This window comes from Corynebacterium sp. NPDC104732, assembly GCF_055583565.1.
The window spans coordinates 72,813-97,374 of sequence record NZ_JBVJNS010000004.1; the positions used below are offsets into that span (position 1 = coordinate 72,813).

The window sequence follows — 24,562 nt, forward strand, 5'->3', positions numbered from 1 at the left end:
ATCCAGTGAGCTTTGTCACCCGGTTCGCTGGATACCGCATTTACTTCCCCTGGAATTCCGCGTCGCGCTTTTCGACGAACGCAGCCATGCCTTCCTTCTGATCTTCGGAGGCGAAGATGGCGTGGAAGGTGCGACGTTCGTACATGATGCCCTGGGTGAGGGTCATCTCGTAGGCGGCGTTGACTTGCTCCTTGACCAGGCTGGCTGCAACGAGCGACTTCGCTGCGATGACCTCAGCGGTCTTCATTGTTTCTTCCATCAGAGACGCCGCTGGGACGACGCGCGCCACCAACCCGGACTGCTCAGCTTCAGCGGCGTCCATCATGCGACCCGTCAGACACATTTCCATTGCCTTAGCCTTGCCGACGGCGCGGGTGAGGCGCTGGGAACCGCCCATGCCCGGGGTGACGCCGAGGTTGATTTCTGGCTGCCCGAACTTTGCGTTGTCACCGGCGATGATGAAGTCGCACATCATGGCTACTTCGCAACCGCCGCCGAGGGCGTAACCGTTGACGGCGGCGATGATTGGGGTACGTACGGCGGTGAGGCCGTCCCAACCGGCGAACCAGTCGAGGTTGTACATTTCGGTGGCACCCTTCGGTGCCATCTCCTTGATGTCTGCGCCGGCGGCAAATGCCTTTTCGGATCCGGTCAAGACGATGCAGCCAACGCCACTGTCCGCGTCTAGTTCACGAGCTGCTGCCACAACCTCGCGCATGGTTTGATCGTTGAGGGCGTTGAGGGCCTTCGGGCGGTTGAGGGTGATAACGCCGACGCGTCCCTCACGAGATACCAGGATGTTTTCGTAAGACATTAAAACTCCAATTCTTTTTCCAGTGGTTCGAAAGCTGCTGCCACAGATTCTGCGGTGACGTCCCCGAGGGTAGCGGGTTGCCACTTCGGCTGCCGGTCCTTGTCGATGATCTGCGCCCGAACACCTTCCGCGAAGTCCGGATTCTTCTGCATATGGCAGGAAATGCGATATTCCTCACGCAACGCGTCAGCCAGTGTGAGGGAGCGTGCGCGTCGGATGGATTCCAGCGTCACCTTGAGTGCGTGCGGGCTGTTGCGTCGGATTCGCTTCGCGGCGTCGGCTGCCCATTCTTCGTCGTGCGCGTCGAGGAGCTCGAGGATTTCTTCGACAGTGTCCGCACCATAGATGCGCTCCATATCGACGCGCCGAGGCCCGAAGCCCACCGGTGCTTCCGCGGCGAACTTTTCAATAACCCCGACCTGCCCGGTTTCGCACAGCTCGGCGACGAGCGCATCAATGTCTTTGTCTGCAACGAGGTAGTCGGCGAGCCCAGCCTCGATCGCCTGGGCGCCACCCTCATGAATCCCGGTGAGCCCGTAGTGAATGCCGAGGTTGTGCGGTGCATGGCCGAGGATCCAGGAGCCTCCCACATCAGGGCAGAAACCAATCCCGGTTTCTGGCATCCCTAGCTTGGTGGAGTCGGTAACGATGCGGTGGGAGCCGTGGGCGGAAATCCCCACACCTCCACCGAGGACGATGCCGTTCATGATGGCCACGTACGGCTTGGGGTACTGGGAAATCAGCAGGTTGAGGCGATATTCGTCGGCCCAGAAATCCGCTCCGGCATGGCCGTCGTTAAGTGCGTCCTCCCGCAGGGCCGCCACATCGCCGCCGGCGCACAGCCCACGGTCGCCGACGCCACGGACAATAATGAGCTGGACGGCGTCATCGTCGCGCCAGTCCTCCAGCGCACGTTCAATGTCCAGCGCCATCTCATGACTCAGCGCGTTGAGAGCCTTCGGACGGTCCAGGATGATCAGACCGGCATTGCCACGAACTTCAGTACGAATCATTAGTTTGCCTCCATCAAAAGTGCTTCACCTTGGCCTCCGCCGCCGCATAACGACGCGCCTACCTTCCGTGCCTCACCGTTAGCCAGGCGGTGCGCCAGGTGCGCGACCAAACGAGCACCAGACGCGCCAATCGGGTGCCCCAGCGCAATCGCGCCACCGCACGGATTTACCTTGTCCAGGCTCACGCCCAGTTGTCTCGCGGAGTAAACGCCCACGGCGGCGAAAGCCTCATTAATCTCGATAACATCCAGGTCCGAGGCGGTCCACCCCTCACGCTCTAGGGCCTTGGCCAGCGCATTCGCCGGCTGCGCCTGCAACGAAGAATCCGGCCCCGCAACCTGCCCCGGAGAGCGCAGCACCGCCATGATCGGCCACCCTTCCTTCTCCGCACGCTCACGGGTAGTCAGGACCACCGCCGCAGCGCCATCGGAAATCTGCGAAGAGCTACCAGCTGTGATAGTGCCATCCTTAGTAAAAGCGGGACGCAACTGTGCCATCGTCTCCGGCGTCGCACCGCTCCGCACGCCCTCATCCTCCGACACGACAGTCTCCCCCTTACGCGTCGCGATGGTCACCGGCACAATCTCACGGGCCAACTTATCGCGATTCACCTCCGCACGGTTGTGAGAACCCGCAGCAAGCTCATCCTGCTCCGCGCGCGTCACCGGATAACGCTCAGCGTGCAGCTCAGTGAGCTCACCCATGGAAATCCCCTGGGCAGCATCCGAAAGACCATCCCACGCCATGTGGTCGAGCATCTCGATCGAACCGTACTTCGTGCCAGTACGAGACTTCGGCAACAAATGCGGCGCATTAGACATAGATTCCATGCCACCAGCGACCACGACCTCAGCCTCGCCAGAACGGATAAGACGTGCAGAGTCAATCACCGCAGTTAGCCCCGACAAACACACCTTATTAACGGTGGTGGTGTGCGCATCCGGAGAAATACCCGCCCCTAAAGCAGCCTGCTTAGCAGGATTCTGGCCAACACCAGCCTGCAGCACTTGTCCCATAACGACGGCTTCAACCGCATTCGGGTCAATGCCGCCTTGATCCAGCGCGCCCTTGATGGCATGCGAGCCAAGCTCTGTCGCCTTCACACCGGACAAACCGCCAAGCAGCTTTCCAAACGGGGTTCGCGCCGCCCCTACGATGACGACATCCATGACACACCTTCTTTCAACCAGTACGGATTTTCCTCTAACCGTACCGTTATAACGTGACGCGTGCCACTGTTTTACGGGAATTGTTAGAAATCTTTGCCGCCGTAAGGCGCGATGGTTATTTTGATAGGCAACAAGATGGTGGCTTCTGTCTTGTTTATTGTGCAGCGTTCTCAACCGTGTCACTAGCCTCAATATTTATAATCGTGGGCATTGGGGAAGGCGGTTTAGCGTTGTCCCCGACATTACTCTCCCGAAGTTCGGGCTCGTCGCAGCGATTTTAGAGCAACCTCGGGGCCGTAATGTCGGGGTCATGCTCCTGACCGGACCGTCCCAGGGAGGTAACGCAGGGGCCAAGAAACTTAGCAATTACAACATCCCCAACCGCCTCACTGGCCTCAATAACTACACTCGTGAGCTTTGAGGGGAAGGCGGTTCAGCGTTGTCCCCGACATTACTCTCCCGAAGTTCGGGCTCGTCGCAGCGATTTTAGAGCAACCTCGGGGCCGTAATGTCGGGGTCATGGCCCTGACCTACCAATCTCGGGGCCGTAATGTCGGGACCAAGGCCCAACACCCAAAGCCCCAGAACCTAGAATCCAATCCCCTACCCACACCGCACAATCGGCTGCGGGTCGTATTTCGTGGTGGTGGTTTCGCGGGAGATTTCGGCCCCTGATAGGGAACGGATGATGCGGGTATCGGACGTCGTGAAGCCTGGTGCACCGCCTGAGGGTTGGCATGACGCGGCCGGCACCTTCACCTCGCGGGGTTGGGTGGGGGCCCAGCGCCCGCCGGGAACGGATTCCACCTCTACGGTTTTCACGCCTTTGAGCGCCACGGTCACTGAATTTCCAGATACGGAGGCGGTGATCATGACTGGGTAGTCCGAATTGTTCTTGAATGCGAGGTCGATGAGGCCGTCATAGACGGTAGCTTCGCGGCCGGCTGGGTAGCGGGAGATGTAATAGCTGTGTGGGGTGTGGGTCACGTCTTCCATACCGGCGAAGTAGTAGGCGTTGTAGAGCGTGGTGGCGAACTGGGAGATTCCGCCACCGATCGCCTTGCCCGCGCGCCCGTTGAGGATGATGCCGGATTCCACGAATCCTTGCGCTGCGCCGCGGGGACCGGTCCAGCCGTTGAGGGAGAAGGTGTCGCCCGGCGCGACGATCGCCCCGTCAACCATCTCGGCGGTGCGGGCGATGTTGACGCCCGAGGGCCCGGAGAAGCCGCTGGTGGTGAAGGTGCCGATGGTGTCGTCGAAGGTGGCGGTGCGGGCCATCTCCGTGGTGAACGTCGCTTTGTCCTCCTGGTACACCACGTCGAAGGTGCGCTCTGCCTTACCGACGACTCGTTCCGGGAAATCCATCAGCGTCTTTTCCCAGTCAATTTTGATGCCATCCACCGACGGAGTGACATCCCTGCCGCCGCCCGTGAAGGTGATGGTGGCGTTGCGGCGCTTCACTTCTGTTTTGCCGAGGTTTTCTGCCAGAATTCCTTGCGCTGCCTCCGCATTCACCTCGGGTTTGAGGGCGCCCTGTTCGGGAACGAAGGTCACGACCTCACCCATGCGTTCCACGGGGATCACGCCGGTGACGTCGTCGTGGCCGGTAGCCGTGATCGGGGCGGACAGTGCTTGTTCGGCGGGGCCGGTTACAGCTTTTTGCATGTCAGAGTCGTCGATGTCTGGGGTGATCACTGCTGGTTTCACCACTACCCCAGCAGGATTGAGCCAGTCCGATACCAGCGCTGACCTCAGGTCGGTGTCCACTATCCGCTGCCCATCGACGGGCTTGGTTTGGTTGATCCTGCCGCCGTCGATGTTCACGGCGCCGTCGACTGGGGCGATAGAAAGTTCCTGCCCCACCCGGTCCAGTTCCGGAGCGAACTGCTCTTCCGCAACATCGCTCACGATACCCACTTCCCGATCCACAAAGAACGACGAGAGCCGAGTCCACGGATTCAAGGAGGGTTTCCCGGCGGCAGCGATGGTTTCTTCCCAGTTCACGCTCAGCCCTGCCGCTACTGGATCCACGGTTGCCTCTCGTGCGCCGGCCGTCACCAGCACCGGATGTTGCGTGCACGTCGTCAACTCAGCCGCCAGTTTGTCGCTGGCAGCCTGTGGCGACATACCACCTACTGACACACCAGCGACTGTGGTACCGCGCGGAACCTGGTCTTGGGTCAGGAAGTAATCAGCACCATAGGCCAGGGCGGATAGGCCAATGACACCACCAACACATGCAGCGGCAATCTTCGCAGCGGACATCAAACTCCCACCTTTAAGCAACGAACACCCAACACTATAGTTGACACAAAAACAAAATTAGGAAGATAGCTGTTGCAACCTTATCCGAACAGCAGAATCCTCCATCTGCGCCAGCGGATAGGCACCCGAGGACACCGCAGTGTCAACCGCATCAATAGCAGCCCCTACCTGCACAGTGGAAATCCACAGCGCACAATCCGCACCAGCGATCAGCGCCGCAAGCACCGCATCCGGAGTGCTGAGCTGATCGGAAATCGCCTTCATTCCGGACAAGTCATCGGTGTAGATCACCCCACGAAACGGCGCACCGCCAGGATAGTCACCGCTGCGCAGCAACTTGTAGGCTGCCGGGTTGAGGCTGGAGGGGGTGGCGTCGCCAAGCCCCGGTACCCGCACGTGCCCCATCATCACTGCCCCAGGAGCCTCGCGCAGGGCCGGGCCATACGGCGCCAGGTCTACCCGTTTCACGTCATCAAGGGGTGGCGCGGTCACATCCTCAAAGTGAGAATCGCCCGACGCGCGACCATGACCGGGAAAATGTTTGTACACGGGATGCACCCCGGCGTCGTGAAGCCCGCGCGCAAACGCCGCCCCAAACGCCGCCGCCTCGGCCGGATCGCCGGAGAAGCTGCGGTCACCGATAGCCCCGTTCGCAGAGCCATGATCGACGTCTAACACCGGCGCGAAATCCACCGTCACACCGACCTCCCGCAGCCGAGTTCCCAGCCCGAAAGCCACCTCGTGGGCGCGCTCCGGGGTGCCGCCAGCTACCAATTCGCGTGGCGCAGGGACCTGCCCAAACAACGCTGGCTGGCGCTGCACTCGACCTCCCTCCGCGTCAATCGACACCGAAAACGGTCGCCCCACCTGCTCCCGCAACGCAGCGATATCACGCCCCGGCTCCGTAAGAAGCGCAGGATCCGTCCACGACCCAACAAAAATCCCCCCAACCCCCTGGTCCAGCGCGAACTTCGCATCGTCAAAATCTCGCACCCCAACCATCAGCAACGACGCCACCTTCGCCCGTTGCTCCGAAGGCAGCGACGCTCGCGCCTCACGCAGCTGAGCCACCGTCACCCCAAAACGCGCCGCATCCGCTTTTTCCATAGCCGCCTGCTCCGCCTGTTCCTGATTCGCAAGCATCGTCACCAACGCCTGCGCCGGCCCACTGACCTGCGACTCCGGCACCGGCGCACACCCCCAGAGCAGCAGGGACAGAGAAGTGACAACCGCGAACCGACGCAACACTTCTCCCTCCACTAGCTGATTTCTCCCAGACAATACCGCACAAAGTTGATTAGGCTGCTGTATTAGAACCTTGCAACCGAAACAGCATAAGGAAACACTCACCCCATGGAGCGCCCAACAGCACCTACCATCCTTGTCGCATTCGATGGCTCCGCCGAATCCCGGCGGGCACTTGAATACGGTGTCCGTCTCCTCCGCCCTGCCGAGGTTCACATTCTCACCGCCTGGGAACCACTACACCGGCAGGCAGCACGCGCCGCCGGCGGCGCCGGAATGATGCAAACAGACTTCTCCTCGGCCGTGGAAAACGCCGACGGGGACGACCCTGCCTACACCCACGCGCTCACCACCTGCCGAGAAGGCATCACCCTCGCCGAATCCTACGGCTTCGAAGCACACGCTCACCTGGTGGAAACCTCCACCTCCATCTGGAGCGCCCTCGTCGACGCCGCCCAAGAGCTCTCCCCCGACCTCATCGTCACCGGCACCCGCGCCAACAAGGGGCTACGCTCCCTGTTCACCTCCTCCACCGCGGAAAACCTGGTCAGCAACGCCGGCCTGCCGGTCCTCATCGTCCCGCCAGAGGACTCCGACGACACCGACTTGGTATAGTTCGCCCTATGGCTTTGGAAACCGACTCCCTCACCCGTCGCACCATCGGCCCCGCGCTCGCCAGCGCGGTCCTCGGCCTTGCTGTGGGAGTTGCAGCTGTGATCGGCGTGGCCACGGTCTCTAACCAAGACTCGTTACCCGCCGGTCCCGTCGCTAATGCCGACACCGCGCTGCTAGGCGGCCCGGAGTATGGCTCGCGCCAGTAGCCGCCCGCACCTGATCGGCTGGCTGATCCTCGGAATCCTCGTATTCCTCCAATCCCCCGGCCTCACGGTTGCGGACACCAAGCATGACCTCACTGCCAATCCGTGGGGGTTCCTCCACGGTGCGCTACACGCGTGGACCGACATCTTCCCACTCGGCCAGCTCCAAAACCAGGCCTACGGTTACCTCTTTCCCCAAGGGTTGTTTTTCCTCCTCACCGACCCACTTCCAGACTGGATCGCCCAGCGGCTATGGTGGTGGCTACTGCTTGGACTTGGCTATTCCGGCTTCTGCCTCCTACTAAAGAAAGCTCAGGTAGGCGCGCCGGGATGGCAGATGCTGGGCAGTTTCTTATTCGCTCTGTCGCCGCACACGATCAGCACGGTGGCGGCGATCAGCTCAGAAACGTGGCCGATGATGCTCACCCCGTGGGCGCTGCTTCCGATAGTAGGAGTGCGGCCCACCACGCGTGGGGTGGCCGGTTCCGTGATCGCGGTGGCCTGCATGGGGGCGGTGAATGCTACGGCCACCGCTGCGGCGTGCCTTCCGGTGTTTGTCACTCTTCTGGTGGCGCGCGCCTGGCGGCCACTGGCGCTGTGGTTGGCCGGTTGTTGCCTCGTGTCCATCTGGTGGCTGGGCCCGCTGATAATCCTGGGCAGATATTCCCCGCCGTTCACAGATTTCATTGAGAGCAGCTACGTCACCACCCGGTGGCTGTCACTGGTGGAAGTGCTGCGTGGCACTACTTCCTGGGCTCCATTTGCCGATTCTGAGCGGATCGCCGGCACGGTGTTGGCCACCAGCCCGTACTTTGTGCTGCTCACGGTGGCGGTGGCGGCGCTGGGCCTAGCGGGGTTGGTACGAACGCCGCAGCAGCGGCTGTGGATCACGATGTTGCTCTGCGGCGTGCTGATCATGGGTAGCGCACATGGGCCGTTGGGTGCGCAGGTGTTGGCCTTCTTAGACGGAGCGGGCGCGCCGCTGCGCAACGTCCATAAGTTCGATGTGCTGGTACGGCTGCCGCTGGTGGTTGGGTTTGTGCACGCAGCGTCGTCGCTAAGGCTTGCCGACGCGGGGCGGCGCACCACCGCAACTGCACTGCTGTGGCTGCTTGCGGTGAGTTCGCTGGCGCCGGCGTGGAGTGGGCGGCTGGCTCCCCGCGGCGGGTTCGAGCAAGTGCCGGGTTACTGGCACGAGGCGGCGGCGTGGTTGAACGAAAACGCTGCCGGGACCCGGACGGTGATCCTGCCACAGTCGTCTTTTGCCAGGCAGGAGTGGGGGTGGACGCGCGACGAGCCGCTGCAGCCGCTTCTCGACGTCCCATGGGTCGTGCGCGACGCCGTCCCCTTAGTCCCGCCGGAAGCGATCCGGGGTTTGGACGGACTCATGGCTCACCCGACCCCAGAGGGCTTCGCGCGACTGGGTGTCGGCGCCGCAGTGATCCGCCATGACCTCACCGGCGAAACGGGATCGCGCGCTTTGAGTGATTCTTTCAAAAAACAAGGCCTGCCGGTGCATACCTTCGGTGAGGTCGACATCGTGGAGTTCGACCTTGCGCACTCGATGCACCTGGTGTCCGGCACCCAAAAAGTAGCAGGCGGTGGCGAATCCCTGGCGCTGCTGGATCCTGGCGCCTACGAACTGGTGACTTCCGACGCGACGGTGGTCACCGACACCCCACAGCTGGTGTCCCGCAACTACGGCACGGTGTGGAACGCGCAATCCGCGCCCTTGGCGCCCCCAGATGAGGGCGACGACGTGCGCAACAAGGTGCGGGACTACCCCTCGCGCGGGCCACTGGCCACTGTATCCCCGAACCCGATCTCGGTATCGTCCTCCGCCGCTGATGCCACCGCTTTCGGTGGCGCCAACCCAGCGCGCTCCGCTACGGCTGCAGTCGACGGCTCGCTGGACACGGCCTGGTTCCCAGCGCCGGGACACCAGGAGGGCGAAACGTTGACCATTAGGGAGCCCGCCACGGACCCTGTCCTTGAAATAGTGACCACTGGGGCGCCCGTGGTGCTCACCATCAGCAGCGATTCCACCACGCTGCATCGATTCGCCAGGCCAGGGCAGAAACTGCGGGTGGAATTAGCTGGCGAAACCTCGTCCCTCACGATCACGCTCGGTGCCTCCGCTTCTCCAGCGGGTCTGGCAGATGTCCGGCTGCTGGGGCACGACATCAGCCGCGTCCTGGAAGTACCGAACACCTCGCCTGAAGTGCAGAAGTTCCTGTTCCAGCGCGTGTTTGTGGATACCGACTTAATCCAGCGCCGTTTCACCGCCCCACGGGACATGACAGTGACGGTCGATGCTTCCTCTTGCGACGAAGATCCCCGCACCGCGAACCCATCCGGGGTCACCGACGATTTCCTTCTCGACAGCTCCCCCCTCTCCTGCGGCGACTCAGTGACCCTGCCCGCCGGCATGCACGAGCTATCCACCACCGCCTCCTGGATCACCCTCACCACCCCGGACTATGCGCCACCACCAGCACCATTACCTACCTCTGGCACCGTCCCACCGGCGTCCGAGGACCGCATCCTGGTCACCGGCCGCGCCTACAACAAGGGCCTGCGTGCCACGGTCGGCGGCGTGGAGGTAGCACCGCAGCTCATCGACGCCGATACCCAAGCATTCCTCATCCCCGCCGGGGTCCACGGCCCCGTTTCACTCACTTTCGCTGGCGAAGGTCCTTATCGAGCGTCGCTGTTCGGTGGCCTTTTTCTGGCCATTGTGACTGTGCTCGGGTGTCTGTGGTGGCGTCGCGAAGATGTGCAGGTTCCGCTGCGCCATACTGGGTTCCCGGTAGTTTTCGGTGCCGTGGTGCTGGGCGTTGTGGGTGGAATCTGGGGCATCATTGCAGCAGCGCTAGCCTGGCTGATATTGCGCTTCACCCTGGTGACCAGGCCCGCGCTTGCCGCGCTAGGGGTGGGGTTGGCTGGACTGTGGCTCGCCCATGCCCCGTGGCCTAGCGCCTCCTACGCGGGCGACCAGTGGTTCGTGGCGCTCGCCTGCTGTGTGAGCCTCGCGGCGTTGGTGTTGCCTGATGGACGCCACCCGTTTCAATAGCTGCCGGGCAGGTTCCTCCACGAAGTAGTAGCTAGCCGCGGATACTGGGACCGTCAAGGCCACGGTCACGGCGAGGACCTGCCAGAACTGCCCGGAAAATTGAGTTACTCCGAGCAGCGGAAACGCCCAGGCAAGCATCGGTACGTGCCACAGGAAGATGGCATACGACCATCTGCCCAGGTGCTGCATCGGCCCCGAGGTGAGAGACCCGACGCCCCGACCCAACGCCACCGGTAGAAACACCAAAGCCCCGAACGCCATACCGGCGAGAACACGACGCACAAACTCCCACGGCGTCGGATGGGTCAGCCCCAGGGGCCCGAACCAAGGTTGTGCGGCTCCCCACGCCACCGCCAGCGCCAACGCCCAATACAGAAACACCGGGCCGGGAATACGAACCCGCCCCTCCAGCTCAGCAGCGATCATGCCCACCGCGAACCAGCAGGTGTAGGAAATTGGGAAGATCTGTAGGTTCGGCAAGCCAGGTGCTGGGGTTGCTTCCACGAAGGGTACAAACGCCCAGCCCAAACTGAGCAGGGAAAACAGGAAAATCGCCAGCACTCGGGTTCGTGAGGGGAGGCGTCGTAACGCCAGCGCAATCAGCGGCAGCACCACGTAGAACGCCACCTCCACGCACAGTGACCACAGATGTGTCAGGCCCGGCGCGAGGGCGTCTGGGACGTAAATCTGGGTCAGCGTCAGGTTAGCGAGGATCATCGGTAAGCTGGAACCGAAAGCGTCGGGGAGCAGCAGAAACACGGAAGCGACGGTCACCAGGTAGGCGGGCAGGATGCGCACCGCCCGGTGCCAGTAGTAGCGGCGGGCGTCGCCGTCGTAACGCCGCCACAGCACAAACGCGGACAGCGCGAAGAACACGGGGACAAAGAAATCGAACCGCGCGAGGACCGAGGCGGGGTCGCCGCCGGTCTGGAACGAAACGTGAGTGAGCATGATGCCGAAGGCCGCGACGGCGCGTAACCCTTCGAGGGGTGCGATGAACGAGCGGTGCGTTAAGTAAGCTTGAGCTGTTGGCACTCGCTACGTCCTCCCTCACCCGCTGTGTGCGTCGTACCTGGATCCTAACGGAAAGGCTCAGATCGTGACGAAAAAGACTCAAGCTGTGATCGCATTCGCGCTCGCGCTGGTCCTGTTGTCGTTGCGTGCCGTGGGACCAACACTCGCCACGTTCCAGGTTCGACTGTTGCCGGTGAACGCGTCGATCCACACCAGCACCGAGCCCGCCGAAGCCGTCAGGTTCGACCAACAAGCCTGGGAGCAGGGCACGCCAGTGGTGGACGATCCGCGCTGCCTCAACCCGGACACCAGCGATCTGAGCTGCTACGTGCACCGCTCGACCGCCACCGCCTCCAAAACAATCACCAGCGCACCAGCGGAAAAGCGCAAAGAGGTGCGCTACAGCGTGACGGAGCAGCTCACCCTAGAAAGCGGTGAGGTGCTGTTCGACTCCCAGGACGAAGTGCGTCTGGTGCGGCATTCCTCCTTCCCCGTGGATGAGCCCGCCTCCTCTCTCACCGCGACTTCCCCCATCCCTGGGTTCTCCCGCGAATTCACCAACAAAACCCGAGAAGGATTACAGTATTCCTTCCCCTTTGCCACCGAATTCCGCAGCTACCAGTTCTTTGACAAGTACTCAGGTACCTCCACCCCGATTGATTTCCACGATGCGGAGCAGCTACGTGGCGCCAAGGTATACCGGTTCCACCAAAAGCTCAGCCCTATTCAGCTCGGCATCGGCACCATCAAAGGCCCCGCCCGCCAGTTCTACTCCGAAGAAGAACTGGCCAGCACGGGGTTATCCGGACCCAGCACCGTGGTGCTGAACCAGTACTACACCATGACGCGCACGCTCTGGGTGGAACCTAAAACCGGGACCATTGTGGACAGCGTTGAAATCCCGCGTATTTTCCTCGCCCGTGACGATGCGGAAGCTGCGTCGGACACAGACAGCTCTCGGACTTTGTTCTCAGCAACGTTGCGGTGGGATGAAGGAACTAAAGCGCAGATGTGGACTCGGGCCCACGCTGGGCTGCGCACCCTGAAATGGGTGGAGATCGGTTTGTTGCTCACCACGGTCGGCTCCACTGTCAGCGTTTTCCTCGGTGTGATCTTCCTGCGCCGTGCCCTCATTGGACATGATGGCTAGACGCGCACTTTTCGTGTGCTGGTCAGCGGTGCTGATCGGTGGCTTGTTGTGGCCGCTCGCTGCCCCTGGGGTGTTGCTGTACCGGGACATGTCCGTGTTTGACCACATGGCGTTGCACCAGTCGGCCCTGGGTTTTGGGGATGTGCCCGCCCGGAATGCACCCCAGGACGGAGCATTGGCGCTGCTGGGGTTTGCCCTTCCTGCTTCTTGGGTGGCTCGCGGGCTGCTGCTCGTGGGCTCGGTGTGGGGCGCGTGGGGCGCGTCGGCCGTTGCGAAACATGCCCGGGCCGGCGTGCTCGGGACGCTGCTCGCTCTGACGGTCACACTGGTCAACCCGTTTGTGGTGGAGCGGCTGTTGCAGGGCCAGTGGAGTCTGGTGATTGCCGCGTGGCTGCTGCCCGGGATCGCCGTGTGGGCGCTGACTGGCAGGTGGCGGGTTCTCCTTCCGGCGTTGTGGCTGGCCTCGCTCACCCCGACGGGCGCGGTGGTCTCGACGGCGGTGGCGGTGCTGCTGGGCCGCCGGTGGTTGCTTGCCGTGTGGGGCGCAGCGCTCTCCGCCCCGTGGCTCGTTCCTAGTCTGCTATCCCCCGCGACCGCGCTTCCTGCTGGTGGCGCACTGTTTTCGGCCCGCGCTGAGCAGTGGGTGGGCACCGTGGGGGCGGTGTTGAGTTTGGGGGGTATCTGGAATTCCGCCGCTGTGCCTGCTTCACGACACTCCGGGTGGGGTGTCCTGGGCTTGGTGCTTTTTGGGATCATCGTGGTGTTTTTCCGGCGAATTCCGCGGCGGCTCGCGGCTTTGGGGGCGCTCGCGCTGGCACTGACGGTTGCGCTGGCGTTCGTGCCGGATGTGGCGGGATTACTGAGTGCTAAGGTGCCTGGTGCCGCGCTGTTTCGAGATTCGCACAAACTGCTGCTCTTTGCCATTCCGGCGTACGTGTTCCTGGCAGCGCAAGTGCGTCCGCGGGCACTGGCGGTGGTTGCTCTCTGCGCTGCGCTAGGGCAGGTGTGGGACGCGCCGGTGGCTGTCGAGAAGCTACGACCGGTGCCGGAGCCTGCGCTGCTGGGTGAGCTTCACGCTGTGGCAGCGGGGCGGGAGGTGTTCGTGCCAGAGCTCACCACGCTCACGCTTATCGACGGCACCCCCACCGCACACCCGCTGCCCAAGGCGATCGCCGTGGTGGAAAACGGTGCGCTCACGGTTGATGGCGTTCCCGTCGATTACCCGTCCTCGCGGTTCGTCGAGGCACACCAGCTGTGGCAGCGGGGCGATACCGCGGGGCTGCGCGGTATGGGTATTGACTCGATCTACGCTGACGGCCAGCTCACTCCCATCGGGGATCCCCAACCGCCTAACTGGCGGTGGTATCTCGGGTTGATTCTGCTGCTCGGCTGGCTCGCGATGGGCGTTGCGAGTGCGCTACCGCTGCGACGACCTGGAGAAAGTCTGCCCCGGTGTGCGCCCAGGAAAACTCCCGCGCCCTGAGTCGCGCCGCCTCGCCCAAGGCTTGCCGACGCCCCTCATCCAAAGTCATCTCGTACACCGCCTGGATCAGCCCGGCTTTATCCCGCACAAGCAGCCCAGTCTCGCCATCGATCACGGAGTCCCGCAGCCCCGCCGAGCTGGAATAACCCACCGTCGGTACCCCGTGCTGTCCGGCTTCCATGACGGCCAAGCCCCAGCCCTCCTTTCGGCTCGGCATCAGGTGCACGGCCGCACGTGCCAACAAGGCATGTTTAGTTTCTTCTGATACATGCCCGTGGAACACCACCCGGCTGTCCACCCCAACCTCCCGGGCATACTGGCGAAGTTCGTCTTCCCACCAGCCGGAACCGATCACGTCCAGGACCACATCGTGGTGTGGCGCGAGGGCCGCCACCACGTCCATTGCGTGCTCGATCTGCTTATGGGGCACCAGGCGCGACAACGTCACCAGGTGAACCCTGCCGTCCTCGGCAAGGGGCGTGAATGCGAGCACAGGGTCCAAACCATTGCGGACAATCGCGATCCGCTCCCGATTGACCCCAAGTTCCGTCAGCTCCCGTGCCGAGGGTTCGGAGACGGTGATGTACTGGGAGCGTCGGTAAGCAAACGGCGCGACGGTGCCTTCCAAAAACCAACCCAGGCGCGCCAACACCGGCCCGGCAACCGGCCACTGCTCCCGATGGCAGTGATGCGTCAGCACCACAGTCGGCCGACGCAGCCACCACTTCGCAAAAAACGGGATCCCATTTTGGGTGTCTACCACCACGTCAACATCCCGATACGCCCCCATGAGCATTTCCAGTGCCGCGGTCACATACACCGACATCCGGCCACCCCGACGCCGAAACTCCACCCCACCTTTAGTTTCTCGGGCAGGCTTCCGGCTCACCGCAGCCGTGCGATACATAACCCGGTGTCCCCGGAGCGCCGCATACTCCGCAACACGCTCCAGATAACGCTCACTACCGCCACCCTGCGGATGCGCAGTATCCCGCCAACACAGCAATAAAATATTCATCTCTGTCGACAGCCTACAATGCTGGTGTGCCCAAGCTCCATCACACCCGACGCCTCGCAACTCTCGGGCGCTCGCTCCGACTGCTGCGTTCCTTCCCCAAAGAACAAACCCACCCCGACGAGTTCTACCACGGGTTAGCTGCTGACACTTTCACCCAACTGGACGCGCTCCACCACGACGTGAAGCACCAGCCTCTCACAGGTGCTGCGGTGCTCGATGTGGGAGGCGGCCCCGGCTATTTCGGTGCTGAGTTCGCTGCCAACAATTGTTCCTATATCAGCGTCGAACCGTCTATCGCCGAACTACACAGCTCCAGCCTTCCGACCCCAACGGCCGTGCGCGCCGACGGGCAATGCCTGCCCTTCGCCACCTCGTCGTTCGATCTAACCTTCTCCTCCAACGTGGCAGAGCACATTCCAGATCCGTGGCGCATGGGTGAAGAGATGCTGCGCGTCACCCGGCCCGGCGGACTAGTAGTACTCAGCTACACCATCTGGCTCGGCCCCTTCGGCGGTCACGAAACCGGGTTGTGGCAGCACTACGTAGGTGGGGCTTGGGCCCGGGACCGCTACAGCCGCGTGCACGGCAAGCCTCCGAAAAATGTCTTCGGTGAATCGCTTTTCGATGTCTCCTGCGCCGAAGGTATCCATTGGGCCCAGTCCGTGCGCGGAGGCACATGTGTCGGGCTTTTCCCTCGGTATCACCCGCGGTGGGCATGGTGGCTCGTGAAAGTGCCGGTGGTGAGGGAGTTTTTAGTGAGCAACCTAGTGATCGTAATACAGAAAAACCGCCAGATTTAGCGTACGGATGGGACGATTTTCGCGATTTTCGTCCCATCGGTACGCCAAATTTGGCGGTCCAAGGTTACTTGGCGTCTGCGATGCGCTTCTTCAATGCGTCGAACTGAGCATGTACCTCAGCTGGGACCTTTGGTCCCAGGAAGGTCAGCCACTCTTCGTTGTCGGCAATGTCGCGTGCCCACTGTTCTGCAGGTGCAGTGAGAGCTTCCTTGACGTCCTCTTCTGGGGCATCCAGGCCGGTCAGGTCCAGGTCCTCAACGCGGGCGGTGAGGCCTGCGACGGTCTCGTCAGCCTCGACGCGTCCTTCGACACGGTCCACGATCCACTTGAGGACGCGGGAGTTGTCACCAAAGCCTGGCCACAGGAAGCGACCGTCTTCGCCGCGACGGAACCAGTTGACCAGGAAGATAGCTGGCATCTTGTCGCCACCCTTGCGACCCATGTCGATCCAGTGCTGCAGGTACTCACCAGCGTTGTAGCCGATGAATGGCAGCATTGCCATTGGGTCGTGGCGCAGGGCACCGACCTTAGCTTCCGCGGAAGCGGCGGTCTGGCCGGAGGCCAGCAGGGCGCCGATCATGGTGCCGTGCTCCCAGTCGAATGCCTGGGTGACCAGTGGCACGGTGTCTGGGCGACGGCCACCGAACAGGATGGCATCCAGTGGGACACCCTTCCAGTCGTCGTACTCAGGTGCGGCAACTGGGCACTGGGAAATTGGCACACAGTAGCGGGAGTTCGGGTGGGAGGACAGCTCGCCGGACTCTGGGGTCCAGTCGTTACCCTTCCAGTCGATGAGGTGTTGTGGCTCGCCCTCGAGGCCTTCCCACCACACATCGCCATCGTCGGTCAGTGCAACGTTGGTGAAGATTGCGTTGCCTGGCTCCATGGTGCGCATTGCGTTCGGGTTGGAGGCGTAGTTGGTGCCTGGGGCAACGCCGAAGAAGCCGTTCTCTGGGTTGACGGCGTACAGGCGACCATCCTCGCGGATGTGCAGCCAAGCGATGTCGTCACCGACGACCTCAGCGGTCCAGCCTTCAATGGTTGGCTGGAGCATAGCCAGGTTGGTCTTGCCACATGCGGATGGGAATGCAGCAGCAACGTGGTAGGACTTGCCCTCTGGGGAGTTCAGCTTCAGGATGAGCATGTGCTCGGCCATCCAGCCTTCGTCATGAGCCATCGCGGAAGCAATACGCAGCGCGTAGCACTTCTTAGCCAGGATGGCGTTTCCGCCGTAGCCGGAACCGTAGGACCAGATCTCGCGGGTCTCAGGGAACTGGGTAATGTACTTGGTCTCGTTGCATGGCCAAGGAACATCTTCCTGACCTGGCTCCAGAGGAGCACCCACGGAGTGTAGCGCGCGGACGAAATCGCCGTTCTCGCCGATCTTGTCCAGAGCTTCCTTACCCATGCGGGTCATGATCCGCATGGACATAACAACGTAAGCGGAGTCGGTAAGCTGCACGCCCAGCTTTGGTTCTGGGTCATTGATAGGGCCCATGCAGAATGGGACCACGTACATGGTGCGGCCCTTCATGCAGCCCTTGTAGTGCTCCAGCATCTCTTCCTTCATTGCAGCTGGAGGAGCCCAGTTGTTGGTCGGGCCGGCACCGTCTTCGGTCTCGGTGCAGATGAAGGTACGGGACTCAACGCGAGCCACGTCAGATGGGTTCGAGCGAGCGAGGAAGGAGTTTGGTCGCTTCTCTTCGTTCAGCTTGATGAAGGTTCCTGCGTCGACAAGCTCCTGGCCCAGGCGAGCCCACTCTTCTTCGGAGCCGTCTGCAAAGACAACCTTTTCTGGGGTGAACAACTCGACCGCATCCGCAATCCAGCTCAGCATCTCTTCGTTGTTGGTTGGGGCTTCGCCCACAAGACCCTTAATTGCAGCAGCGGTCATTGTTTCTCCTGACTTTTCGGTAACTGGCTTCGCCATTCGTTTAGGGTCGCCGAATACCGGCTCGTATTACGTTCTCCTCATCAAGACTAGTCACATGCGCACTACTTTTGCAGTTCCCGAATGAGACAACGACCACAATTTGTCATTACCGGTAAGCTACCCCCATCCTTTTGGGTATTCCACGGCCGTCTGTGTGGCCCATCCCTCATTTTCCTCCCCCCTTTCAGGGGATTCTTCAATCCAACTTCCCCAACCCCCGTCATCGATGGACAACGTGCAGGAATGTCCGGAAAACTCCATTCGGGAGACCTGGTCGATCTGACCGTCGCCGTCAAGATCGGAAAATACCGTGACCCCTTGCTCGTCATACTCATAGTGTGCATCCGCGCCAAGGTCCCAGCTCTCGGGGCTAACGCCGCCGCCACTCTCAACACCTAACAGCTGTTCAACAACCGTGAGCCAATTCATTCCCTCATTCACCCCCGCACTTGTCCCGCCAGTTTCCGGCGCACCCACGCACCAGGTCGAGAGTCGCGAGGCGCCCCAACCACCGAACTAGCGCCCCCACCCACTCGGAGCCTGACCCAGGCACGAATTGTCCCCACAATGACTGCAAAGATCATGGCAAGCTCCACGTGTATAAGTCGAGAGAACCCCACAAACGTAATAGCGGTTATAACCAGTGCGTCGCTTAGTGGAACCACCCAACCGGTGTGCCCGCCCACTCGTTCCAACCGGGCCGCACCCTTTTCCCAGGCCCCTGGCACCGCAGTCGGCAGCGGGGCAAGCGGAGGCAAGGCGACACACCGAGAAACCGCATCGGCAAGGTTTTCCTCAGTCACAACCCACACTTCAGGACACACCTGGCGCGGAACTGGAGCGGTAGCAACCACCCGCCCTACTTGCGCAAAAACACTGTCTAGCTGCGTAAAATCAGCAGCTCCCCAGCCTGTGGTCGGTGCGACCGCCACCACCACATCGGCTGCGGGGCTAGCGACGAGGGTGAATCCGGCGTCGTGAAGCTGCATGGCTACCCGCTCGCGGTCTTCGGCTACTGGCCCCACCACCGACACACTGCAGGATGCGGCCTGTCCACCACTGCTCTGCGCAGCCGGAACGGCAATCCCCATCGCCGCCAGCGCCTGCCACAAGCTGCGGGCCCGCGCCCGCTCAATAACCTCCGGGTCCAAGCTTTCCCACGCCGCCGCGATCTCTGCAGCCCGAGGCACCAGCACAAACTCCGCTGGTCCCGCCGCTATCCGGTCACGCACCCGCGCGCTGAGCGGCCCATCATGCACCAGGAAAATCACGTCCACGTCCACCCCAATAGCGGGCCAGGTGAGCTGGACGCTGTGGGCGTCGGGAAGCTCGATCGGCAACGCTACCTCAAGCGTGCACGCACCTACCCGAGGTATTTCCCGGCTGCGCCGCAGCGCCGCAGCCACCTCAGGGCGCGAGTCGTGCCGGGCAGCTATCTCCCGCAATTGTGAAAGTCCAATGTCCCCCAATTTTCAGCCCCCCACTGAAACAACAACCTTTGCCCGCCATTGCACCCCACTTTCTGCGCAGCTGCAAGTTTTAGCTGCATGTTGTGTCTTGACCGGCGGAAAGGCAAAATAGACAGCGATGCATAATACTGATTCTTCTCATTCCGATTCGCACGGCACCACTGTTGGCAACGTCCCTTTCGGTCGCCCGCTCCAGTCCGAATTCAACGACGGCTTGGACTACCCGCGCCTGGGCTCCATGAGTTTCCGTCGCGGAACCCTAACCCCCAATCAAACCAAGATGTGGGACGAGAACTGGCCAGCCATGGGCAAAGTTCTCGCCGACGAGGTCATTGACCTAGACGAATGGTTCGGTCGCACCGGAGCTAAGACGATCCTCGAAATCGGCTCCGGCACCGGCACTTCTACCGCCGCCATGGCACCACTCGAAGCAGACACGAACATCATTGCTTGTGAAATCTACAAGCCGGGCCTGGCTAAGCTGATGGGCGCTGCGGTCCGCGAAAACCTCAGCAACATCCGGCTCGTACGTGGCGACGGCGTCGAAGTTCTCAACCGCATGCTGCCAGAGCAGTCGCTCGATGGTGTCCGCATTTACTTCCCAGACCCATGGCCGAAGGCACGCCACCACAAGCGCCGCATCATCCAGTCCGGTGTGCTGCATCTGATCGCCACTCGCCTGAAGCCTGGTGGCGTCCTCCACGTCGCCACCGACCACGGTGATTACGCGGAGTGGATCAAAGAACTCGTCCACGTTGAACCGTTGCTCGAATTCAAGGGCTGGCCGTGGCCGGAGTGCCCGCAGCTCACTGACCGCCAAGTGATCACCAAGTTCGAGGGCAAAGGCTTGGAGAAGCAACACGTGATCACCGAGTTCCTCTGGCAGCGCACCGACGCGCCGGTGCGAGAGGGGTAAGCACATGTCGGCTCACGAATTCATGCACAACTACTCCGATCACCCACAGGACTTCGAACCACCGCAGACTTTGCTGCTGGTATGGGATGCTCCGAACATCGACATGGGCCTCGGCGCGATTCTCGGTAGCCGCCCCACCGCAGCGTACCGCCCGCGTTTCGACGCCATCGGTCGCTGGCTCCTAAACCGTGGCGCTGAACTATCCGCGGAGATCGGTGAACACATTGAGCCGGAGGCCACTGTGTTTACCAACGTCCCACAAGGTGGCGCAGATGTTATGCGTTCTTGGGTGGAGGCCCTGCGTAACGTCGGTTTTGCGGTCTTTGCTAAGCCGAAGGTTGGCGAGGATTCCGATGTGGATCCGGACATGCTGGAGCATATTAAACGTCGTTTCAACGAGGGGATCCTCCAGGGCGTTATCGTGGCGTCTGCTGATGGGCAGAATTTCCGTGAGCTGCTGGAGAAGCTGGTCCAGCAGAATATCCCTGCCACGGTGATTGGTTTCCACGAGCACGCATCGTGGGCGGTCAGCCACGAGGCAATTAAATTCATTGATCTGGAAGAGATCCCAGGTGTGTTCCGCGAACCGCTGCCGCGTATCAACCTGGATTCGCTCCCACAGGAAGGCGCGTGGCTCCAGCCGTTCCGTCCTCTGTCCGCGCTGCTATCTTCCCGCTAACCGCTGGCGGAACGAAAGGAAACCTGTGTTCTATCGTTGGGGCGAGATTGCCTATCGCTTTCGCATCACTGTGCCGATCTTGATCGTCGCAGCTATCTTGGGGCTATTCGCTTTTCAGGGCACCAAACTTGGTGATCGCATGAGCCAAGAAGGCTGGGACGATCCCCATTCCTCCTCGAGCGCAGCTGCCCGCATCGAGTTGGATACCTTCGGGCGTGACAACTCTGGTGACGTCATCATTTTGTTTGAGGCCCCCGAGGGCAAGTCGGTGGATGACCCTGCCGTGATAACGGCGGCGCAGCAGCACCTCACGCAGCTCAAGGAGCAGCACCCCGATCATATCGCCCACGTCACCAGCTATTTTGATAAGCAAAACCCGAAGCTGATCACCCCGGACAAGCGGACCGCGTTCGCCGCCGTGGGGTTGAAGGGCGACGGCGAGCAAACTCTGAAGTCCTACCGCGCCGTGGAGGACGCAGTGCTTACCGACGCCCTGCCCGGCGAGGTCACCACGAGGGTCGCAGGCGCCACTGCCGTCGCCGACGCGCTTGACGACGGCATGAGCGGCGACATCAAACGTGCTGAGCTGTTTGCTCTGCCATTGGTCGCGCTGTTGCTGCTGATTGTTTTCGGGTCCGTGGTCGCTGCCGTCATGCCGCTGGTGGTCGGTATCCTGTCCATCGCGGGTTCCCTGGGAGTCCTGTCCGTTCTGGCTGCACAAGCCCAGGTGAACGTGTTTGCGCAATCCGTGGTGACGCTTCTGGGCTTGGGCCTGGCCATCGACTACGGCCTGTTCATGGTCTCTCGGTTCCGCGAGGAAATGGCCGCGGGTAAAGACATCAAACCGGCTGTGGCGACCACCGTGGCTACCGCTGGGCAAACTGTCGTGTTCTCCGCACTCATGGTGATCGTGGCCCTCTCGGGCCTGTTCGTTTTCCCACAAGCCTTCCTTAAATCCATCGCCTATGGCGCGATCTCCGCTGTGGGACTCGCTGCGTTCCTGTCCATCACGGTCCTTCCCGCACTGTTCGGCATGCTGGGGAAGAACATCGACAAGTGGGCGATCCGCAAGACCGCTAAGGACGAGTCCCTGTGGGAACAGACCATTTGGGCACGCATCCCCGCTTGGTCCATGAAGCACTCCAGGCTCGTCGCTGCCGGTATCATCGCCGTGTTGCTTGGCCTGACCATCCCGCTGACGGGAGTGAAGTTCGGCGGGATCAATGAAACCTACCTGCCGCCATCCGACGAGGTGCGCGCTGCCCAAAGCACCTTCGATTCTTCCTTCCCCGACTTCCGCACCGAGCCCATCAAGCTCGTGGTCACCGGGGCAGACAACAATCAGCTGGTGCAGATCTACCAGCAGGCCAATGCCGTGGAAGGGCTGACCGGACGGTTCTCGCCTTCCCACCCCACCAAGGATGGCACCACCGTGCTTTCGGCAGGGATTGTGGATCGTGAGAACAACGAGGCCGTCGTGAAGCAATTGCGTGCGATGGATGTCCCTGAAGGCGTCAATGTGTATATCGGTGGCACTCCGGCGCTGGAGGTGGAATCGATCGAAGCGTTGTTCGATAAGTTGCCGTGGATGGCGCTGTACATCATCATCGCTACGTTCGTGCTTATGGCGCTGGTGTTTGGTTCGCTGATCCTACCGGCGAAGGCGATCATCATGACGGTGCTTGGTCTCGGCGCGACGCTCGGCATCCTGACGGCGATGTTCGTTGACGGCCTCGGCGGAACGCTCTTCGACTTCACCGCAGGGCCACTGATGTCTCCGGTGCTGGTGCTGATCGTGGCCATCGTCTACGGCCTGTCCACCGACTACGAAGTATTCCTGGTTTCCCGCATGGTGGAGTCCCGCAACCGGGGCGACGCCACAGACCACGCCATCAAGTACGGCACTGCACACACCGGCTCCATCATCACCGCCGCTGCGCTCATCATGATCGTGGTGTGTGGCGCCTTCGGGTTCTCCAACATCGTGATGATGAAGTACATCGCCTTCGGAATGATCGCGGCCTTGATCCTCGACGCCACGATCATCCGCATGATGCTCGTCCCAGCCGTCATGCACCTGCTACGCGAAGACAACTGGTGGGCACCACAATGGGTCAAGCAGGCGTCCGAGCGGATGGGCCACGGCAAGGAGCCCGTCATCGCTACGGCTGCTAAGCCTGCCCCGGCACCAGCTCCGGAGCCTGCGCCACGGGAGATGTCGGTGCACGACGTTTCCGTCCACAACGCCGCAATTCGTGGCGGACGCTCCACCATCTCCGACGAAAACTTGGTCCCCTTCGCTGAACTGATGAAACGCCTGAGGGAAGAAGGCAACTAGTGGACGCGCTCGGCAAGCTGTTTCGTGCTCGCTGGGCGCGCGTCATTATCACCGTCGCGCTCCTCGGCGCGGCGGCCTTTTTCTTCCGCGACCAGCTCGACTTCATCACCCAAGGAATCACCGCGGTGCGCACAGCGTCCCTACCGTGGGTGGTGCTCACGGTTGTGCTGTGTGCGCTGTCATTCGTTGCGATGGCTGAAGTCATGGTGGAGTTGCTCCGGGCAGGAGATGTGGGGGTGGGGCGTCGGCAAGCATTGGCGTTGGTGCTCGCTGCTAACTCTTGGTCGAACAGTCTCCCCGGCGGGCCGGCGCTGTCCACCGTGCTGCAGTTCAAGGTGCAGCGGGCGTGGGGCGCGCCCGTCATGGTTATCAGCTGGTTTGTAGTGCTTTCCGGCGCCTTATCGACGCTCTGGCTCGTCCTCCTCGGCCTCGGCGCAGTACTCCTCCTCGGGGCAACATTCTCGCTCTGGTCTCTCCTCCTCGTGGGCGCCGGCATGGCGCTACTCGCATTCCTGGTCTACTGGGCCGCCAACAACCCGCTGTTCCTGGAACGCTGTGCAGGTCTAGTCCTCCCGGTGTTCAACCGGCTGCTGCGTCGCACCCCCGACGCTGGCATGGCGGCAGTAGTAAAACAGATCCATCAACTGCAAGTCGTGCGACTCACCTTTCCCCGCTTCGCTTCCGTCTCCTTGATGTCCCTACTCAACCGCCTCCTTGACCTAGCGTCGCTTTGGGCGGCAGTCATGGCCGTGACCTCCTCCCCTACTCTTCCCGGTATTACCCTCGCTTTCCTTTCCGCCAAGATTGTCGGCGCCACCGGCGTGACCCCGGGCGGATTAGGTCCGTTAGAAGCCGCGCTCACCGCCTCCCTCGTAGCCACAGGGCTCACCGCTGCCACCGCCCTCGCCGCCGTCCTGGTGTACCGAATGGTGTCCTTCATCCTCGCCACTGCAATCGGCTGGGTAGTGTATCTAGTGGGACTAAAGGAGACACAATGAAATATTTCCTGCTCGACGTCATCGCCATTTTTCTTTTCGCGGTCTTCGCACGCATGGCACACAAAGCAGAACCTTTTACATTCATCAACATCCTGGACACCTGGTGGCCATTCCTCATCGGAGTCATCCTCGGCTGGGTCCTACTCCGCTTCATCACCAGCCCACCAGCTTCTTTCGCCGCCGGCAGTGTTGTTTGGGTGTGTTCCGTAGTCTGTGGACTCGGGATCTGGGCAGGTAACAACGGACGCGTGCCACACATTTCCTTCATCATCGTCGCCACAGTCATGTCCGGCCTGCTGTTGCTCGGCTGGCGTGGAGCTGCGCGGGTTATCCGCAAAGCTTAGGGGTTGCTGGGATTTTGGGCCAG

At 61.8% G+C, this 24,562-nt stretch carries 19 protein-coding genes and 2 pseudogenes; 12 read left to right on the forward strand and 9 right to left on the reverse strand.

Features of this window, described 5'->3' with window-relative positions; all coding sequences use genetic code 11:
• Nucleotides 1-40: 40 nt before the first annotated feature.
• From ACZ6ZO_RS04345 to ACZ6ZO_RS04365, 5 genes are all read right to left on the reverse strand, one after another.
• Nucleotides 41-814, reverse strand: coding sequence for an enoyl-CoA hydratase (locus ACZ6ZO_RS04345; protein ID WP_182385260.1), 774 nt, complete (start codon nucleotides 812-814; stop codon nucleotides 41-43).
• Nucleotides 814-1,827: an enoyl-CoA hydratase/isomerase family protein gene (locus ACZ6ZO_RS04350; protein ID WP_465290843.1), complete on the reverse strand. Its 1,014-nt coding sequence runs from the start codon at nucleotides 1,825-1,827 to the stop codon at nucleotides 814-816. Before ACZ6ZO_RS04350 ends, ACZ6ZO_RS04345 begins: the two co-directional genes overlap by 1 nt.
• Nucleotides 1,827-2,996 (reverse strand): acetyl-CoA C-acetyltransferase, encoded by a 1,170-nt coding sequence (locus tag ACZ6ZO_RS04355; RefSeq protein ID WP_182385258.1) that lies wholly within the window; start codon nucleotides 2,994-2,996, stop codon nucleotides 1,827-1,829. The genes ACZ6ZO_RS04350 and ACZ6ZO_RS04355 overlap by 1 nt, the downstream gene beginning before the upstream one ends.
• A gap of 603 nt (nucleotides 2,997-3,599) precedes the next feature.
• On the reverse strand, nucleotides 3,600-5,261 hold the full coding sequence (locus tag ACZ6ZO_RS04360) for a VanW family protein (protein WP_465290845.1): 1,662 nt from the start codon (nucleotides 5,259-5,261) through the stop codon (nucleotides 3,600-3,602).
• Between the two features lie 57 nt (nucleotides 5,262-5,318).
• Nucleotides 5,319-6,509 carry a glycoside hydrolase family 3 N-terminal domain-containing protein gene (locus ACZ6ZO_RS04365; protein WP_465290847.1) on the reverse strand — a complete coding sequence of 397 codons (1,191 nt, stop codon included), beginning with the start codon at nucleotides 6,507-6,509 and terminating at the stop codon, nucleotides 5,319-5,321.
• Nucleotides 6,510-6,614: 105 nt separating this feature from the next.
• Between ACZ6ZO_RS04365 and ACZ6ZO_RS04370 the strand changes: the two genes are divergently transcribed.
• The 3 genes from ACZ6ZO_RS04370 to ACZ6ZO_RS04380 are packed head-to-tail and all read left to right on the forward strand — an operon-like array spanning nucleotide 6,615 to nucleotide 10,397.
• Nucleotides 6,615-7,121 carry a universal stress protein gene (locus ACZ6ZO_RS04370; protein WP_465290849.1) on the forward strand — a complete coding sequence of 169 codons (507 nt, stop codon included), beginning with the start codon at nucleotides 6,615-6,617 and terminating at the stop codon, nucleotides 7,119-7,121.
• Between the two features lie 8 nt (nucleotides 7,122-7,129).
• Entirely contained in the window at nucleotides 7,130-7,327 is a 198-nt protein-coding gene (locus ACZ6ZO_RS04375; RefSeq protein ID WP_182385255.1) for a DUF2613 domain-containing protein, read from the forward strand.
• Complete coding sequence (locus tag ACZ6ZO_RS04380; RefSeq protein WP_465290852.1) at nucleotides 7,311-10,397, forward strand: alpha-(1->3)-arabinofuranosyltransferase domain-containing protein; 3,087 nt, start codon at nucleotides 7,311-7,313, stop codon at nucleotides 10,395-10,397. The genes ACZ6ZO_RS04375 and ACZ6ZO_RS04380 overlap by 17 nt, the downstream gene beginning before the upstream one ends.
• A 45-nt stretch (nucleotides 10,398-10,442) precedes the next feature.
• On the opposite strand, the pseudogene ACZ6ZO_RS04385 reads toward ACZ6ZO_RS04380, so the two are convergent.
• A pseudogene (locus ACZ6ZO_RS04385) lies at nucleotides 10,443-11,432 on the reverse strand (acyltransferase family protein); the annotation flags it as partial.
• A 64-nt stretch (nucleotides 11,433-11,496) separates the two neighbouring features.
• Between ACZ6ZO_RS04385 and ACZ6ZO_RS04390 the strand changes: the two are divergent.
• Together ACZ6ZO_RS04390 and ACZ6ZO_RS04395 are read left to right on the forward strand one after the other, a co-directional pair.
• Complete coding sequence (locus ACZ6ZO_RS04390; RefSeq protein ID WP_465290854.1) at nucleotides 11,497-12,561, forward strand: PorA family protein; 1,065 nt, start codon at nucleotides 11,497-11,499, stop codon at nucleotides 12,559-12,561.
• Nucleotides 12,554-13,864, forward strand: a pseudogene (locus ACZ6ZO_RS04395) (MmpA family trehalose lipid delivery protein); the annotation flags it as partial. The gene ACZ6ZO_RS04390 and the pseudogene ACZ6ZO_RS04395, both read left to right, overlap by 8 nt.
• Nucleotides 13,865-13,910: 46 nt before the next feature.
• On the opposite strand, the gene ACZ6ZO_RS04400 reads toward ACZ6ZO_RS04395, so the two are convergent.
• Entirely contained in the window at nucleotides 13,911-15,062 is a 1,152-nt protein-coding gene (locus tag ACZ6ZO_RS04400) for a glycosyltransferase family 4 protein (RefSeq protein WP_465290856.1), read from the reverse strand.
• A gap of 26 nt (nucleotides 15,063-15,088) precedes the next feature.
• Between ACZ6ZO_RS04400 and ACZ6ZO_RS04405 the strand changes: the two genes are divergently transcribed.
• The gene (locus ACZ6ZO_RS04405; RefSeq protein ID WP_465290858.1) at nucleotides 15,089-15,862 is read left to right on the forward strand and encodes a class I SAM-dependent methyltransferase; all 774 of its coding nucleotides are present in this window, start codon (nucleotides 15,089-15,091) and stop codon (nucleotides 15,860-15,862) included.
• Between the two features lie 64 nt (nucleotides 15,863-15,926).
• Here ACZ6ZO_RS04405 and ACZ6ZO_RS04410 read toward each other — a convergent pair whose 3' ends face one another.
• Nucleotides 15,927-17,756 (reverse strand): phosphoenolpyruvate carboxykinase (GTP), encoded by a 1,830-nt coding sequence (locus tag ACZ6ZO_RS04410; RefSeq protein ID WP_208768198.1) that lies wholly within the window; start codon nucleotides 17,754-17,756, stop codon nucleotides 15,927-15,929.
• Between the two features lie 282 nt (nucleotides 17,757-18,038).
• Here ACZ6ZO_RS04410 and ACZ6ZO_RS04415 point away from each other — a divergent pair, with 282 nt between their 5' ends.
• A complete protein-coding gene (locus ACZ6ZO_RS04415) occupies nucleotides 18,039-18,194 on the forward strand; it encodes a hypothetical protein (RefSeq protein WP_465290860.1) in 156 nt (51 codons plus the stop codon).
• Between the two features lie 38 nt (nucleotides 18,195-18,232).
• Here ACZ6ZO_RS04415 and ACZ6ZO_RS04420 read toward each other — a convergent pair whose 3' ends face one another.
• Nucleotides 18,233-19,240 (reverse strand): hypothetical protein, encoded by a 1,008-nt coding sequence (locus ACZ6ZO_RS04420; RefSeq protein ID WP_465290862.1) that lies wholly within the window; start codon nucleotides 19,238-19,240, stop codon nucleotides 18,233-18,235.
• Nucleotides 19,241-19,382: 142 nt separating this feature from the next.
• Between ACZ6ZO_RS04420 and trmB the strand changes: the two genes are divergently transcribed.
• Genes trmB through ACZ6ZO_RS04445 form a run of 5 tightly spaced genes read left to right on the forward strand, consistent with a single transcriptional unit; the run spans nucleotide 19,383 to nucleotide 24,539 of the window.
• Nucleotides 19,383-20,180 carry a tRNA (guanosine(46)-N7)-methyltransferase TrmB gene (gene trmB / locus ACZ6ZO_RS04425; RefSeq protein WP_465290864.1) on the forward strand — a complete coding sequence of 266 codons (798 nt, stop codon included), beginning with the start codon at nucleotides 19,383-19,385 and terminating at the stop codon, nucleotides 20,178-20,180.
• Nucleotides 20,181-20,184: 4 nt separating this feature from the next.
• Nucleotides 20,185-20,859 (forward strand): NYN domain-containing protein, encoded by a 675-nt coding sequence (locus ACZ6ZO_RS04430; protein ID WP_465290866.1) that lies wholly within the window; start codon nucleotides 20,185-20,187, stop codon nucleotides 20,857-20,859.
• Nucleotides 20,860-20,884: 25 nt separating this feature from the next.
• The gene (locus tag ACZ6ZO_RS04435; RefSeq protein WP_465290868.1) at nucleotides 20,885-23,197 is read left to right on the forward strand and encodes an MMPL family transporter; all 2,313 of its coding nucleotides are present in this window, start codon (nucleotides 20,885-20,887) and stop codon (nucleotides 23,195-23,197) included.
• The gene (locus tag ACZ6ZO_RS04440) at nucleotides 23,197-24,195 is read left to right on the forward strand and encodes a lysylphosphatidylglycerol synthase transmembrane domain-containing protein (protein WP_465290870.1); all 999 of its coding nucleotides are present in this window, start codon (nucleotides 23,197-23,199) and stop codon (nucleotides 24,193-24,195) included. Before ACZ6ZO_RS04435 ends, ACZ6ZO_RS04440 begins: the two co-directional genes overlap by 1 nt.
• Nucleotides 24,192-24,539, forward strand: a complete 348-nt coding sequence (locus ACZ6ZO_RS04445) for a DUF3054 domain-containing protein (RefSeq protein WP_182385245.1) — start codon at nucleotides 24,192-24,194, stop codon at nucleotides 24,537-24,539. The genes ACZ6ZO_RS04440 and ACZ6ZO_RS04445 overlap by 4 nt, the downstream gene beginning before the upstream one ends.
• The last annotated feature ends 23 nt before the right edge of the window (nucleotides 24,540-24,562 follow it).